At 58.8% G+C, this 15,233-nt stretch carries 11 protein-coding genes and 2 pseudogenes; 6 read left to right on the forward strand and 7 right to left on the reverse strand.

The window, feature by feature from the left end:
- Nucleotides 1-100: 100 nt before the first annotated feature.
- Entirely contained in the window at nucleotides 101-700 is a 600-nt protein-coding gene (gene pdsA, locus CUC53_RS17340; RefSeq protein ID WP_100295279.1) for a periplasmic diheme shuttle PdsA, read from the reverse strand.
- A 688-nt stretch (nucleotides 701-1,388) separates the two neighbouring features.
- Between pdsA and CUC53_RS17345 the strand changes: the two genes are divergently transcribed.
- From CUC53_RS17345 to CUC53_RS17355, 3 genes are all read left to right on the forward strand, one after another.
- Entirely contained in the window at nucleotides 1,389-3,506 is a 2,118-nt protein-coding gene (locus CUC53_RS17345; protein ID WP_100295280.1) for an OmcA/MtrC family decaheme c-type cytochrome, read from the forward strand.
- 82 nt (nucleotides 3,507-3,588) lie between these two features.
- Nucleotides 3,589-4,563, forward strand: a complete 975-nt coding sequence (locus CUC53_RS17350; protein ID WP_100295281.1) for a DmsE family decaheme c-type cytochrome — start codon at nucleotides 3,589-3,591, stop codon at nucleotides 4,561-4,563.
- Between the two features lie 11 nt (nucleotides 4,564-4,574).
- Nucleotides 4,575-6,572 (forward strand): MtrB/PioB family decaheme-associated outer membrane protein, encoded by a 1,998-nt coding sequence (locus CUC53_RS17355; RefSeq protein ID WP_100295282.1) that lies wholly within the window; start codon nucleotides 4,575-4,577, stop codon nucleotides 6,570-6,572.
- A 174-nt stretch (nucleotides 6,573-6,746) separates the two neighbouring features.
- Here CUC53_RS17355 and CUC53_RS17360 read toward each other — a convergent pair whose 3' ends face one another.
- The 3 genes from CUC53_RS17360 to CUC53_RS17370 form a co-directional block, all read right to left on the reverse strand.
- The gene (locus CUC53_RS17360) at nucleotides 6,747-8,111 is read right to left on the reverse strand and encodes a sensor histidine kinase (protein WP_100295283.1); all 1,365 of its coding nucleotides are present in this window, start codon (nucleotides 8,109-8,111) and stop codon (nucleotides 6,747-6,749) included.
- 43 nt (nucleotides 8,112-8,154) lie between these two features.
- Nucleotides 8,155-8,829 (reverse strand): transcriptional regulator TctD, encoded by a 675-nt coding sequence (gene tctD, locus CUC53_RS17365; protein WP_100295284.1) that lies wholly within the window; start codon nucleotides 8,827-8,829, stop codon nucleotides 8,155-8,157.
- A 230-nt stretch (nucleotides 8,830-9,059) separates the two neighbouring features.
- The gene (locus CUC53_RS17370) at nucleotides 9,060-10,238 is read right to left on the reverse strand and encodes an MFS transporter (RefSeq protein ID WP_100295285.1); all 1,179 of its coding nucleotides are present in this window, start codon (nucleotides 10,236-10,238) and stop codon (nucleotides 9,060-9,062) included.
- A gap of 385 nt (nucleotides 10,239-10,623) precedes the next feature.
- On the opposite strand from CUC53_RS17370, the gene CUC53_RS17375 reads away from it, so the two are divergent.
- Genes CUC53_RS17375 through CUC53_RS17385 form a run of 3 tightly spaced genes read left to right on the forward strand, consistent with a single transcriptional unit; the run spans nucleotide 10,624 to nucleotide 13,586 of the window.
- Nucleotides 10,624-11,610 carry a Bug family tripartite tricarboxylate transporter substrate binding protein gene (locus CUC53_RS17375; RefSeq protein WP_100295286.1) on the forward strand — a complete coding sequence of 329 codons (987 nt, stop codon included), beginning with the start codon at nucleotides 10,624-10,626 and terminating at the stop codon, nucleotides 11,608-11,610.
- An 11-nt stretch (nucleotides 11,611-11,621) separates the two neighbouring features.
- Nucleotides 11,622-12,053, forward strand: a complete 432-nt coding sequence (locus CUC53_RS17380) for a tripartite tricarboxylate transporter TctB family protein (RefSeq protein WP_100295287.1) — start codon at nucleotides 11,622-11,624, stop codon at nucleotides 12,051-12,053.
- Nucleotides 12,054-12,062: 9 nt separating this feature from the next.
- On the forward strand, nucleotides 12,063-13,586 hold the full coding sequence (locus CUC53_RS17385) for a tripartite tricarboxylate transporter permease (RefSeq protein ID WP_100295288.1): 1,524 nt from the start codon (nucleotides 12,063-12,065) through the stop codon (nucleotides 13,584-13,586).
- Between the two features lie 80 nt (nucleotides 13,587-13,666).
- Here CUC53_RS17385 and CUC53_RS17390 read toward each other — a convergent pair whose 3' ends face one another.
- The 3 genes and pseudogenes from CUC53_RS17390 to CUC53_RS17400 form a co-directional block, all read right to left on the reverse strand.
- Nucleotides 13,667-14,671 (reverse strand): S66 family peptidase, encoded by a 1,005-nt coding sequence (locus CUC53_RS17390; protein WP_100295289.1) that lies wholly within the window; start codon nucleotides 14,669-14,671, stop codon nucleotides 13,667-13,669.
- A 185-nt stretch (nucleotides 14,672-14,856) separates the two neighbouring features.
- A pseudogene (locus CUC53_RS17395) lies at nucleotides 14,857-15,012 on the reverse strand (heavy metal-binding domain-containing protein); the annotation flags it as partial.
- Between the two features lie 14 nt (nucleotides 15,013-15,026).
- Nucleotides 15,027-15,233, reverse strand: a pseudogene (locus tag CUC53_RS17400) (IS4 family transposase); the annotation flags it as partial.

The raw sequence follows: 15,233 nt of genomic DNA on the forward strand, positions 1-15,233 counted from the left end.
AGCAGGGCACCCAGCGGGATCCCTAAGCACCATTTCGCCTTGGGGCGCGCCCACAGGCGGCGCCACCACGAGGTGTGTTGTTCTGTCACAAATTGCCCCCTTACTGCTGGCTGGCGTAAAACTCAGCTAACGCCTCTAGATCGGCGCTGCTCATCCCGCTGAGGGCCTTGGTCATGTTCTTGTCGGCGGTGCGCTTGCCCCCTTGATACTCCTGCAGCGAGGTCAACAGATAGCCCTTTGGCTGACCCGCCAGAATGGAGGACTCATCTTCGGCCACGCTGCCACCGCCCGAGTGACACTTCTCACAGCTGGCTTTGTGCAGTTTCTGGCCCGCTGCGGCCTTGGCTGCATCAAAGGGCTGCTTCATGGCGGTGTAAGGCAGGGCAGCAAAATGGGCCGCCAGTTCGTCAATCTGCGCTTCGTTTAGCCCTTTGACCACCTCGCTCATGTTGCCCTGCTTGCTAGTATCACCACTGACATGCTTGACCGTCTTGGCTGGGCGGCCATCCAGATAGGTGCGTAGCTGGTCACCGATATTCGCCTCTGCCAACCCGGCAATGGTGGGAATGTCGGTGTGACTGCTCACCCCCTGCTCACCGTGACAAGCAGCGCAGGTTTTTAATGGTCCATCCACATTGGCTGAGGCCACACCCAGTGGCCCCAACATTAATGACATGGCTAACAGTGCTTTTAATTTCATGGTATTTCCTCCTGTTGAAACTCATTATTTTTAACGCATATGCAACGGCTATTCCGAACTATTAATCAATGATGCAATACAATCTAGCGACTTTATTTTTCTCTATTTTATTATTTTTCAGTAACAGCAATCCCTCTTTAAAATATATTTAAAAAGGATCTTTAACTTTCTTTATACGGCATTTAAACAAGTTCGTTTCTGGCAATGCTGTACCGTATGACACTCACTTATAAAATCACGACTCAATCTTTCTCCCCAGCCCCCACCGCTCACGTAGGAATAACCTCACAACCTTGTTTTATAAGGATTTTACTTGTCTTTCTGTTTTATCATGCCGACCATGATCTAGATCAATAATATGCCTAATAGCAATATTGAAAATAATGTATTTAATATTGCAATACTCAATTAAATGGCAATGAACATCCATTTTCATTTATTTAGCTATCCCTAAAAATAGGCTTTGAGTGACTTTTGAGATCTTGATCAAATTTGGCAAAAAGCGAAACGCTACAATACCTAATATCTCTAAATGATGCACCAACATGAAAAACTTTGTGTTACCAGTGATTCATAACAACACGTCATTAAATATACCGCAGCAGCCATTAATGAGTGCTCAGTTAATTATTTGTTCCGGCTCATCACAACGATAAAAAATATAAAATTAAGATAAGGGAAGACTTATATGAAACTCTGGAAAGTGGCACTGACAACCGCCCTGTTGGTGATGCTCAGCGCCTGTGGTGGTGGCGAGGGAAATGAACAGACGGCGCCACCGGTGGCGCCGAGTGAGGTCAATCGCCTCACCCTCTCGGCTGATACTCCCCAGCTCAGTGAGGGGGGCAAACTCTCGGTGCGCTTTAAGGTGACCACCCCACAGGGGCAAGGCTACGACCTAGGGACGATCGTGCCAAACTTCACCCTCGCCAAGCTGGTCCCTGGGCGCGACAGCGCGAGACAGGAGCTGCCGCTATGGAAGAGTTACATCTACCTCTCCAACAGTCGTTACACCAATCGCCCCGGCCCTGACAACAAGGGCGCGCTAGAGGCCTTGGGCAATGGCCAGTATCGCTATACCTTCTCGTTTGATGTGACTCAGGTCAGCGATCCGTTCCCCGCCGATTCGGCAGATAACAACGGCATGATCCGCTGGGATGAGCAGGCGCTGCACCGCATCGTGATCTACTTTGGCGGCAGTGACGGCGTGCCGGTTGCCGAGCAGGTCATCAGCTGGGTGCCGGCAGGCACGGCCCCGACCCTGAGCAATGATCTGGTCACCAAACAGACCTGTGATGGCTGCCATATGGGCAAACCATCCCGCCACGCGAACCGCACCGATCCCAAGGGCTGTACCACCTGCCACAACGACAGTGTGCCGGGCAATGGGCGCGCCTCGTTACTGACTTTGGTGCACAAGTTACACGGCAATCAAGATCCCACCGCCACCAGCTTGGTGAGCCACTTCCCGCAAGATTCCCGCAATTGCGATACCTGCCACAAAGGGGTTAGCCCCGCCACGCCAGACGGCGATAAGTGGACCTTTGCCCAAGAGAAGCCTTGTGGTGCTTGTCATGCCGATTCGGCGACCGCCTCCACTTACGTGCAGCACATCGACAATCAAATTAACAACGGTCGGCTCTGTACCCAGTGCCATGCCGAGCAGCCTGACAACGTCCGTTCCCCCACCAATGCTCACTTAGGCAGGATGGCCAACGAGGCCGTAGGCCGCGATAAACTGCAGTGGCAGATCAGTGATCTGCGCTACGCCGCCCCCAATATTGAAGTGGTCCTGAACGTCACGGCCAATGGCGTCCCTGCCGAGACCATGGCGCAAGTGCTGCCCTACGTAAAGTTTGGTGACGCCAACCGCGCCCCCTACGTGCTGGTCAACTGGGATAAAGGCGATGGCTTTGAGCTGGGCTATACCAACCCGCAGACCTTCGTCAATCGCAACCGTATCGACTTTCCCCAGTGTGAAGCCCAAGGGGGCGGTCAGTTCCTCTGTCGTAAAGAGGTCGAAGGGGAGGTAAGCGGCACCTTGGCGGCCACCATCGCCGAGCTGCAGGTCTGCGTTGCTCGCAGCGCGGATCGCAATGGCGCCTTTGCCGCCGGTGACTTGCTGCCTTGCAGTAGCACTGCCAGTTCCCTCTCTTATGTGGCCATCAATCCGGTCAAGGCCTACTACCGAGTCGAAGGAGGGGTCGATAACCGCTATGTGCTCAAGGTCGGGGCAGATCTTGCCTCTTGTAATGGTTGCCATAAAGATCTGGCCGCTCATACCGCAGGGAACGCCGGAGCGGCCCATGCAGCAAAGGATTTTGCCCAGTGCACCAGCTGCCACAATGCCACCCGCACCTCGTTCTATCCCGGTATTCCGGGGGATCTGAAGTATCACGTCCACTCTTATCACGCCTATGGCCCGCACCGTGGGGGCGAGGCAGTGTTCCCAGGTCAGTTAAACAACTGTGAAGCCTGCCACACCAAGGAGCAGTACAACCTGCCAAACCAGCAAAATGCGCGCCCCTCGCTGGCAGCCACCACCGCGGATAACAAGCAGCCCAAGTTCTTCAGCCCAACCTTGGTGGTCTGTGCTAGTTGCCACTTGGCCTCACCGCTCGGGTTGGTCAAGCCAGATAGCCCAGCCGCTGGCGATGAGTGGGCCAGCCACATGAAAAATAACGGCGCCGTGTTTGGGGCAGCGACCCGCGAAGAAGTCACTGGGGTGGAACAGTGCGCGTCTTGCCATGCCGTGGGGCAGGAGCAGGGCGTGGACAAGGTCCATAAGGTGTACAACTTCCGCTAACCACGTTGCACGACACATTGGATGCCAGGGGGAAACGCCCCTGGCCTTTTGCGTTGCAAGGACACGATAGAAAGGACACGATATGAAGATGACCCCCCCGCGCTGGCTGTTGGCTGGTTTACTGGCCATCAGCTGCCTGCCGCTGTGGGCCAAGGATACTGGCCAGTCTGCAGCCGCCGACACCGACCCCCGGTTACAGGTCGAGGCGAGCCTTGATAGCAAATTTGCGCAAGGTAAATACTCACCCAAAGGCGCGGATACCTGCCTTAAATGCCACGATGCCGAATCGAGCAAGCCTGCCACTGGTATTTTCCATAACGTGCACGGCAACCTCGGCAACCCGAATGGGCCGATGGCCGACAAGCAGTGCGAAGCGTGCCACGGCCCAGCGGGTAACCACCCGCGTAATCCACGTAAAGGCCAACAGCGGGAACCGATGATCACCTTTGGTCCTAACTCGCCGGTGCCGGTCGAGAAGCAAAACAGCGTCTGCCTCTCTTGTCATACCGACGCCAAGCGGATGGCGTGGCACACCAGCAGCCATGCAGTGGAAGATCTCAGTTGCACCAGTTGCCATGCCCTGCATCAGGCCAAAGACCCCGTACTTGACAGCAAACTGCAAACCGCAACTTGTACTAGCTGCCACGCCGAGCAAAAAGCCGATCTGCACAAGCGCACCAGCCACCCGATCCTCAATGGTGAACTGGTCTGCAGCAGTTGCCACAACCCACATCAATCAGACAATCAGGCCAGCCTCAAGCAGACGACGGTCAATGAGACCTGCTATGAGTGCCACGCCGAAAAACGGGGCCCCTTCTTGTGGGAGCACGAGCCGGTCACCGAAGATTGCGCCCTTTGTCATAGCCCCCATGGCTCCATCAATCAGGCACTGCTGAACAAGCGGGTGCCGCAACTGTGTCAGGAGTGCCATAGCGTGCCTCATGCCAACGTGGCCATTCCTGAGGGCGACCTCAAGGTGCGCGGGGGCAGTTGCCTCAACTGCCACAACCAGATCCACGGCAGTAACCACCCCACCGGTCAATCGCTACGGCGCTAAGGAGAGACATGATGAAATACTCAACCCTGTGGCTCTCTTTGCTGGCGATCTTCTCCGCCCATGGCAGCGACGCGCCGCCCAGCCCACTTGATTACTCCCTGCAAGCGGCCAAGTCCGCTAAGACCGAGCGCTGGCGCTGTGCTGAGTGCCTAAGCGATGAGGGCTGGTTTGGTGAACTGAGCCTTGGCGCAGGCTATAGCGCTGATGATGGCGCCAGCCGCTTTCACAACTGGGTGCCCGCTAATAACGAGCAGGGCCTGCTTGGCATCGTCAATACGGATTTGCACTACCGTGGCGAGGGGGCCCGCTACGGTCGCCTGCAAGCAGAGGATCTGGGGCTACGCCGTTTTAAGCTAGCGGTCGAGCAGGGCCATTATGACGGGGTACGGGCCAAGGTGGGTTATGCCGAATCGCCGTTCTACTGGAACCGCCATGGCACCAGCCTCTATCGCCCTGACGATCAGCCGATGGCCGCTGGCGCGCTGACCGCCTTTGCCAAAGAGAGCCTGCGCAAAAAGTTGAGCGCGGGCCTGCGTTATACCCCCAACAGCCCATGGCGGCCCTATGCCGACTTCTCGTATGAGAAAAAAGAGGCCACCTTGGCCAGCTATCAGCCCACCACGCCGGGTATCGGTAATGGGCCGGGCTGGGTACCCAAGGCGGTGGATGGCGCCACCACCACCCTAGTCAAAAGCGGGATCAGCTACCTTGGCCAAGGCTGGCTCACCGATTTGGGCTATCAGGGGTCGCTCTATCGTCATGATGAGAGCGCCTTCTATTTCGGCCCCACCAGTAACCCTTATGGCAACGAGCGGGCCTATGAACCCGATAACAGCTTCCACCAGCTCACGGCGTCGGGCCAATATCGCTGGGGCAGCCAAAGCCTGACTGGGCGGGTGCTGGGCAGCCATGCTACCTCTAGCAGCCATCTAACTGGCTTTAGCCAAGCGCCGATCCGTCAAGCTGAGTTCCACGGCGACATTGACACCCTGCAGAGCGAGGTCAAATGGGTAAATCGGTTCAACCGGGATCTGACCTTGCGCGCAGGTGCAGCGTACCGAGACCGGCAAGATCACTCTGACCGCCAAGTGGTTATCGGCAGCCAGCGGCAAGCAGGGGACCGCTCCCACGGCAAAGCGCAGCTTGAAGCCGATTACCGGCTGAGCCGCGCAGTCAAGGTCACTGGGGGCTATCACTATCGGGCGGATGAGCGCGAGTATGCCGATCGCCGGCAAACCGATGAGCAGACCTTGTTTATCAAGAGCCGCTACCGTCCCGTCGGGGATTGGCAACTGAGCGGTAAGGCCTCGTGGAGTCGGCGCGGAGGCGGCGAGTGGCAGAATCAGAACAGCCAAGTCAGCCCCACCTTGCGCCAGTTCTATCTGGCAGACCGAGATCGGGTCGAGCTGCGTGGGGATATGCAGTACGCCTTGAGTGAACAGCTCAGTTCGACCCTCGCGGGGTGGTGGGCGCAATCCGACTACAAAGAACCCAATATCGGCCGCAGTGCGGGCGGGGATCGCGGGCTTGATCTGACCCTCAACCTGCAACTGGACGAGCAGCTTAACGCCCACCTGTTTGGCAATCAGCAGTGGCTGACTTCGCGCCAGCATCATGCCAACAGTCAAGCGCCCGATTGGGCTCCTTATGCCACCGAGGTACGCGATGAGGTGACCACGGTGGGAGTGGGGTTCACCCAGAAACAGGCCTTTGCCGAGACGTTTAGCCAAAACCTGACCCTCGGGCTCGATTACAGCCTTGCCTATGGTCGAGGTCATACCGACGCCAGCCTAGGCTATGACTACCCCACCCTCACCAGCAAGCAACATCGGCTAGCAGGCTATGCCCTCTACCCGCTCAATGAGCAGCAGTCGCTGCGCTGGGATATGCGCTACGAGTTCTATCAGGATGTGGACTATCTCTACGCCGGGGAAGAGCTCAGCATGGGCCATATTAATCAGGACTATCGCGGCTACTTCACTGCAATCTCGTGGCGTTACGCATTCTGACCTGATGGCGTGACCTGAAATTGAGTGCCATACGAGGGAGCGCAGCTCGCGCCCCCAGTCACTCGAAACAGAGAGTTAAGAGGGGGGAGCTTGATGCTCCCCCCTCTTATATCTTGCATTGCGCCCCTGACCGGTTATCACCCAGCGCAATACCACCCTGCATCATGGCCTCGGCTAACGCCGTGGGTGGGGTTCAAGGGGTAAGCTCAACCTAACCAGTAAGCCCCCCAGCTGCGGCGCCGCCAGCAGCGATACCTCACCATGATGGTAATGGGCAATGTCGCGCACCAAGGCTAAGCCAAGGCCGGCCCCCGGCTGATCGGCGCCATGTTCTAGCCGTAAAAAGGGCTGCCAGACTCGCTCGGCTTGCTCGGGGGCGATGCCGGGGCCGCTGTCTTCCACCTCTAGCCAAACCTGCCCCTCTGCCCGCAGCACCCGAGCGGTCACGATGCCGCCAGAGGGGGTGTATTTGATCGCATTGTCGAGCAGGTTGGCGCACAGCTCCCCCAGTAGCAGTGATTCTCCCGCCACCATGACCGCAGGGTCGGCCCCCTCGTAGCCCAGATCGATCTCCTTGCTGCGAGCCTGAGTTAAACGCGACAAACAAGCTTGCTGCACCAGCGTCACTAGCTCTAATGGCGCGCGCTGGCGCAGTCCCGAGCGCTCGTCAGCATTGAGCTGTGCCAGCAACAACAGGCGCTCGGTCAGGGCGATAGTGTGATCCAGCCGCACGGCCATGGCGCCGAGACTCTCGGCGATCAAGCTAGGATCGGCACTGGTGCGGGCTACCTCTACCTGCGTTTTTAAAATGGTGAGCGGGGTGCGCAGTTGATGGGCGGCATCGGCGCTAAAGCGCTCTTGGCGTGCCACCAGTTGGCGCAGCCGTGCTAACTGGCGGTTAAACGCCTGCACCAGCGGCCGGGTCTCTTGCCAAGGGAGCAAGTCCGGCAGGGGGGCCAAGTCGGCACCGTCACGGCGCAGGATCTCCCGCGATAAGCGGCGCATCGGCCTAAGCACCCCTTTTAGCAGCAGATAGGCCAGCAGCAGGGTGAGGACAACCAGCGCGCCCTGAGTCTGCAACGCCGAGCAGAGCAGCTGCTCTGCTAGCTGCTGGCGACTAAGCAGGGTCTCGGCCACCGTGATCTTGGCCATGCCGTTGACGCCCCCCTCGCCCACCGGTTGCAACAACACCACAGCGCGGATGGGCGCATCCTGATAAACGCCATCATAAAAATAGGCCAGCGCGGGGTAGCGGTCGGTGAGCGGAGTGCCCAGCGGCATCGGCGGCAGATCGGCAAACCCCGAGATCACCGCCCCTTGAATATCCCGCACCTGATAAAAGAGCCGATCGCGCATATTGCGCTCAAAACTGTCGAGCACCACATAGGGCACATCCACCTTGAGGGAGCCCTCGCTCACCGTCAGCCGCTCGGCCACGGTGCGGGCAGAAGCAAGCAGGGTGCGATCATACGCGGCGGTGGCTGCCGCCAACGCGCCGTAGTAGCTATACCACGCCGACGCGCCCCAGAGGATCAGCAAAGGGCCACCGAGAAACCACAGCAGTTGATGGAGTAACGAGCGGCTAATGGGTCACCTCCGCCGCCGCGTCCAATACGTAGCCCAAGCCACGCAAGGTGGTGATCACCACCCCGCTCCCCACCAGTTTTTTGCGCAGCCGATGGATATAGAGATCGATGCTTTCGATCCCGACCTCATCATCGAGGTTGAACACCTGCTCAAACAGCTGCCCCTTGGCCACCGGCCGCCCTTGGCGATACATCAGGGCCGTCAGCAAGGCAAGCTCGCGCGGGGTCAGGGCTAGCGGCGTGTTGGCGACCATAAAATAGCCGTCGGGGTGGCGCGTCAACTGCCCTAGGCGCAGCTCGGTGCCGCCATGTTCACAGCGCCGCAGCAGGGCTCGCAAGCGGGCATCGAGCTCCCCTAAATCAAAGGGCTTGGCCAGATAATCATCAGCCCCAGCATTGAGCCCGCTGATCCGCGCCTCCACCGTGCCACGGGCGGTGAGCAGCAGCACCGGCAACCCCTGACCACGGCGGCGCAGGCGGCTAAGCACCGCCAGCCCATCTAATTGAGGCATCTCGATATCGAGCACCGCTAAAGCATAGTGTTCATGGCGCAACAGGTGATCGGCTTTGGCACCATCCGCCACCCAATCCACCGCAAATCCCGCGCGGGTCAATGCCCGCGACAGCCAATCGGCCAGCTCATGATTGTCTTCAGCCAGCAGTAGGCGCATGTCGTCACTCCGATAATGGGGCTGGATGAGGGCAAGGTGCGACCTGCGTCACCCTCTCATCACCCCAATAGTCAATGAAAGGTAAATGAAAGGTTGTTGTTTTAACAATTGCGCTTCACCTCGTCTAGCGACGGTGTCACATCCTAGCGCAATGGCCCACCTTACTGGCGTGGTCAAAGAGGGCAGCCTGCCGCACCGATTACCGCAGGCGTGCCGCTGACTGGTGCAGCTTATGCCTGACAGGCGGCAAGTCGGATCGCTTCACGGCGCTCGCTGACATGGGTCAGCCCATAGGCCAGCAATACGATGAGGGCGCCGATCCAAGGGGTATGTATCAAGCCGAGGTGCTCCACCACCACACCACCGACCACCGAGCCCAGGGCAATGCCGACGTTAAAGGCGGCGATATTGAGACCCGATGCCACATCCACCGCGTTGGGGGTGTGGCGCTCGGCCTGTTGCACTACCAGCACTTGCAGGCCCGGCACGTTGCCAAAGGCAAAGGCGCCCCACACCAGCACGGTCAGTACCGCCGGCACCGGATGGGGGGCGGTGAAACTGAAGATCAACAGCACCAGCGCGAGGCCAGCAAATAGCAGCTTGAGGGCGGGCAAAGGGCCCAGACGATCTGCCAGCTTGCCACCCCAGATATTGCCGATGGCAACCGATACCCCGTACACCAGCAGGATCAAGCTCATCTCAGCGGCGCTAAAACCGCTGATCTGCTGCAAGATGGGGGCGAGGAAGGTGAACGCAGTGAAGGCACCACAGCAACCGAGGGCAGTTTTGGCATACACCAGCAACAACGGCTTCTTGGTCAACACGCTCAGCTGCTCAAGGATGGTCGAGGTTGCCCCCTTGGGCAGATTGCTCGGGATCAACAGCAGGCTCCCCACCATGGCGATCAGCCCCAGCAGGCTCACCACCAGAAAGGTTTCGCGCCAGCCAAAGACCTGACCAATCCAAGTGCCCAGCGGCACACCGGTCATCAGCGCCACCGTCAGGCCGCTGAACATGATGGCGATGGCGCTCGCCGCTTTCTCTTTCGCCACAAGGCCAGTGGCAATGGTGCTGCCCACCGAGAAGAAGACCCCGTGCGCCAGTCCCGTGAGGATGCGGGCCACAATCAAGCTCTCGTAACTGGGAGCCTGCCACGCCAGCAAGTTACCTGCGGTAAAGAGCGCCATCAGCCCCACCAGCAGCCACTTGCGCGGCACCTTGCCAGTCAAAGCGGTGAGCACGGGGGCACCGATGGCTACCCCAAGGGCATAGAGGCTGACCAACAGGCCCGCCGAGGGGAGCGAGACATTGAGCTGCTCAGCGATGGTGGGGATGAGCCCCACAATCACAAATTCGGTGGTGCCGATCGCAAAGGCACTCAGGGTGAGGGCAAATAACGCCAGTGGCATAACAGCTCCTTTTGGGTAGTGGCTCCCGACGGAAGCAGGGCGCCAGTATGTGGTAGCCGTTTGCTGACAACAATGACGCCGACATCAAATGACTTTTTGCAAATAAGCAACAATGGGGCGCTGGCATGGAGGAGTCAAAACGTGAAGGCATGAGAGCAGTGGAGCCGTGAGCACTAAAGCGGGCCGCATAAACAATCGGCGCAGGTTAGTTGTCACGCCGCTAACGGGGCAGGATGAGGGCAAGGTGCGACCAGAGTCACACTCTCATCACCCCAATAGTCAATGAAAGGTAAATGAAAGGTTGTTGTTTTAACAATTGCGCTTCACCTCGTCTAGCGACGGGGATCACCTTCGGGAACAACAACAAAAAAAGATGGAGAACACCATGAAGCAACGCACCTGTCACGCGCTTACTCTGATGGCGCTGCTTGGCGCCCTGCCCCTGCAGGCTGCCGAGACTGCCCCCGCCCCCAGTCGTACCGAATGTATCGCCCCCGCCAAACCGGGCGGTGGCTTTGATCTGACCTGTAAGTTGCTGCAGGTGAGCCTGCAAGAGACCGCCACCATCGACAAGCCAATGCGCGTCACCTATATGCCCGGCGGCGTGGGCGCGGTGGCCTATAACGCCATCGTGGCCCAGCGTCCCGCCGAAGCGGGCACTGTGGTCGCCTTCTCCGGTGGCTCCTTGCTGAACCTTGCCCAAGGTAAATTTGGCCGCTACGGCGTCGATGATGTGCGCTGGTTAGCCGCAGTGGGCACCGACTACGGCATGATTGCCGTGCGCAGTGACGCCCCCTACCAGAGCCTTAAAGAGCTGGTGGATGCCATGGCCCGTGATCCCAACAGCGTGGTGATTGGGGCGGGCGCCTCTATTGGCAGCCAAGATTGGATGAAGGTGGCCCTGCTGGCCCAACAAGGGGGCATAGCGCCACAAAAGATGCGCTATGTGGCCTTTGAAGGGGGCGGCGAGGTGATCACCTCCCTGCTCGGCAATCATGTGCAGGCCATGTCGGGCGACTTGAGTGAAATGGTGCCACACATTGAGGCAGGTAAACTGAAGGTACTGGCCGTGTTCGCCAAAGAGCGGCTGCCCGGCAAACTGGCCGCTATTCCGACCGCTAAAGAGCAGGGTTATGACTTGGAATGGCCGGTGATCCGTGGCTTCTATGTCGGGCCGAAAGTCAGCGACAGCCAATACCAGTGGTGGAAGCAGACCTTCGATCAGTTGGTCAAAAGCGATGCGTTTAAAGCCCAGCGCGAGTTACGCGGTCTGTTTGAATTCAATCTCACCGGCGCAGAGCTCGATAGCTATGTGAAAAATCAGGTGACTCAATACCGCGAGCAGGCCAAGGCCTTTGGCTTAGCCAAATAGGAGCGCCAGCCATGAGCGATCGCATTTTTGCGACCATCTGGTTACTGCTCTGCTTGGCGGGCGCCGCCATTGCGTGGCAGATCCAGACCGAGTACAGCTATGAACCACTGGGGCCCCGCCCCTTTCCCCTTGGCATCATCAGTCTGATGGCGCTGTGCGCCCTGCTGCTGCTAAAGCGCCAGCCCGACCCCGTCAGCTGGCCACCGCTGCGCACCCTGCGCCAGCTCGCCATCATGGTGGCGGCGCTGGCTGGGTATGCCACCGGCTTCGAGTGGCTGGGCTTTCCGCTCGCCACCGCCTTGCTCACCTTTGTGCTGGGGCGCCTGTTTGGCGCCACCGTCAAAGCGGCACTGCTCTCAGGCATTTGCAGCGGTCTGCTGCTCTATGTCGCGTTTGACAAGCTGCTGGATGTCACCCTGCCGCTTGGCGTTTGGTTCTCTTAAGGAGTAAAAATGGATACCTGGATGTACCTCTCCCAGGGCTTTGCGGTGGCACTCACCCCAGAAAACTTGGTGATTGCCCTGATCGGCTGTTTTGTCGGTACCGTGGTTGGCCTGTTGCCGGGGCTTGGCCCCATCAACGGGGTCGCCATCCTGCTGCCGCTCGCCTTTGCCTTGAAACTGCCCCCCGAATCGGCACTGATCCTGCTGGCCACCGTCTATATCGGTTGCGAATATGGCGGGCGGATCTCGTCGATCCTGCTCAATGTGCCGGGGGATGCCGCCGCCATTATGACGGCGTTAGATGGCTACCCCATGGCCCAGCAAGGTCAGGCGGGCGTCGCCCTGTCGATTTCGGCCGTGAGCTCCTTTATCGGTTCACTGCTGGCCATCGGCGGCATCATATTGTTTGCCCCCGCGCTGGCAAACTGGTCGCTGGCATTTGGCCCAGCAGAGTACTTCGCGCTGATGGTGTTTGCCATCGCCTGCCTTGGCAGCATGATGAGCGAAAACCCGCTCAAATCCTTTATGGCGGCGCTGATTGGGCTGGGGCTGGCCACCGTCGGGGTCGATGCCAATACAGGGGTCTATCGCTTCACCTTTGACAGTGTTCACCTCTCCGATGGGGTGCAATTTATTGTGGTGGTGATTGGCCTGTTCTCGGTGAGCGAAATTCTGCTGATGCTGGAGCAGACCAGCAGCGGCGGCAAACTGGTGCGCACCACGGGGCGGATGCTGTTTAATGCCAAAGAGTTTGTCCACTGCACCGGCACCATGCTGCGATCCTCTGTCATCGGCTTTTTCGTCGGCATCTTGCCCGGCGCCGGGGCGACCATCGCCAGCGCCATCACCTACATGACCGAAAAACGGTTAGCTGGGCCCAGCGCCAAATTTGGCGAAGGGGATATTCGCGGGGTAGCCGCCCCCGAGGCCGCCAACAACGCCTCTGCTTGCGGCTCCTTTATTCCGATGCTGACCCTGGGGGTGCCGGGCTCTGGCACCACCGCGGTGATGATGGGGGCACTGACCCTCTATAACATCACCCCCGGCCCGACGATGTTCACCGAGCAACCCGACGTGGTATGGGGGCTGATCGCCGCCCTATTGCTGGCTAACGTGATGCTGTTGGTGATGAATATCCCGCTGATCGGGCTGTTCACCCGGATGCTGTCGATCCCGCTCTGGTTTTTGGTGCCAGCCATTGCCTGTATCTCGGCGGTCGGGGTCTATGCCGTGCACAGCACCACCTTCGATCTGCTGTTGATGGTCGGGCTTGGGGTCTTTGGCTACCTGCTGCGCAAGATGCACTTCCCCATGTCACCGCTCATTTTGGGCTTTGTGCTAGGTGAAATGCTAGAGCAGAACCTGCGCCGCGCCCTCTCCATCAGCAATGGCGACACCGCCATCTTATGGAGCAGCAGCATCAGCCAAGTGCTATTGGTGCTGGCGGTGTTGGTGATCGCCCTGCCCCCGCTGGTTCGCCTGCTGCGCCGCCGCAACCGCACACCAGATCACCCCGCCGAGCAACATGGATAACCGGTGAACGCCTCATCACCTCATCACAAGGGCGACCCACGGGTCGCCCTTTCATGTCATGACTGCCAACTCTGCTCAATTCACTGCGGCGCAAGCAGTGTGAGATGCTGACTGTCAAGATCGAGCGACACCTCGATGCCAATCGGCAAGGTCAGCATGGGGTGGGTATGGGCGCAATCAAACTCCGCCAGAATGGGAAAGATCGGCTCACCCACCACCTCCAGCAGGATATCGAGGGGGCGCTTGCCACTGCCCTGATCGTTAAACAGCTCGTGCTTGCCGAGAATAAGGCCGCCAATCTGCTCAAATACGCCACACAGCTTGAGGTGGGCAAAAGAGCGCTCCAGCGTCTCGGCGGATTTGAGGCTGTCTTCTAGCAGCAGAATGTCGCCACGCTCGATGGCAGGCATATAAGGGGAGCCCCAGATCCCCGCCATGGTGTTGAGATTACCGCCGATCAGCCGGCCCACTACCCGCCCAGTCCCCACCGATATCAACCGATTAGGCTGGCTGCCCTTGGCCCGAGTCTGGTTCTCCCAGTCCAGCCGTTCATCGGTCCACTGCGCCGGGGTCGGCAGCAGATGGGGCAGTGCCCCTTCACCTGCCAATACAATCTGTAAAAAACTGGCCAGCGTCTCGTCCACCAGCGGCGGCAACTCGCCAAAAGAGGCCACCAGCGCAGGGCCATAAAAGGTGACCAAGCCCGTTTGGGCATAAATGCCGAGCAGCAGCGCCGTCACGTCGGAGTAGCCGACGATGATCTTGGGATCCCGTTTCAGCGCCTCAAAATCGAGATAGGGCAGCAGGGAGTTGGAGTTGCTGCCGCCAATCACCGACATGATGCAGCGCACTTCGGGGTCGCGAATAAGGGTGTTGAGCTCTTGCGCCCGCGCAGCAATGGAGCCGGATCGCCAGTGATCCTGCTGACCGGTCAGGCTGCCCGCCTTGAGTCGAAAGCCCTGCCCCTCAAGAAACGCCTTGGCGCGGGCAAAACGCTGGGGAGCCCAAGCGGTCGCCGCACTGGAGGGGGAGAAAAAACCGATGGTATCGCCACGTTTGAGTAGCGGGGGAAGCACTAACGCCATGACACACTCATCCTTGCCAACAACCAGCCAGCACAGAACCTTTGAAATTCCTACATTACCCTTTTTATTTCAATCACGTTTACCGTGACTGATAAGTAACAGAGGGCCGATAACATCGTTATCGGCCCTCTGTTCTGGCTGCCCATATGGCTGCCATCACTACCGTCAACCACATAGTCAACGCCTTACACCACCACAGCGGTGCCGCTGATACTGACCATCAGCATGCTGCCGTTTTGCCCCACCACCTCATAGTCGATATCGATGCCGACTACCCCATTGGCACCCAAGGCGGCGGCACGCTCTTTCAGTTCATCGAAGGCAATCTCACGGGCACGGGCCTAATGCCAGTCAGTTAAGCCTGACTGGCATTGTTTTTATTGGCTTTTTGCACCGCATACTTTTGTGGTCTTGCCTTCACACTGCGGGGATAACTCCGCTCCCTTCGCTCCGGTAATACAAACTGCCCCGCCTGCTTATCCAGCTCCGCCACCCGCTTCGGGATACTCCCCGGTGACAGGTACGGCATGCAGCTCAGTTCATGGATGAGATAGACCGATGC

The sequence above is a fragment of the Aeromonas cavernicola genome, assembly GCF_002795305.1.
GTDB classification, from domain to species: Bacteria; Pseudomonadota; Gammaproteobacteria; order Enterobacterales; family Aeromonadaceae; genus Aeromonas; species Aeromonas cavernicola.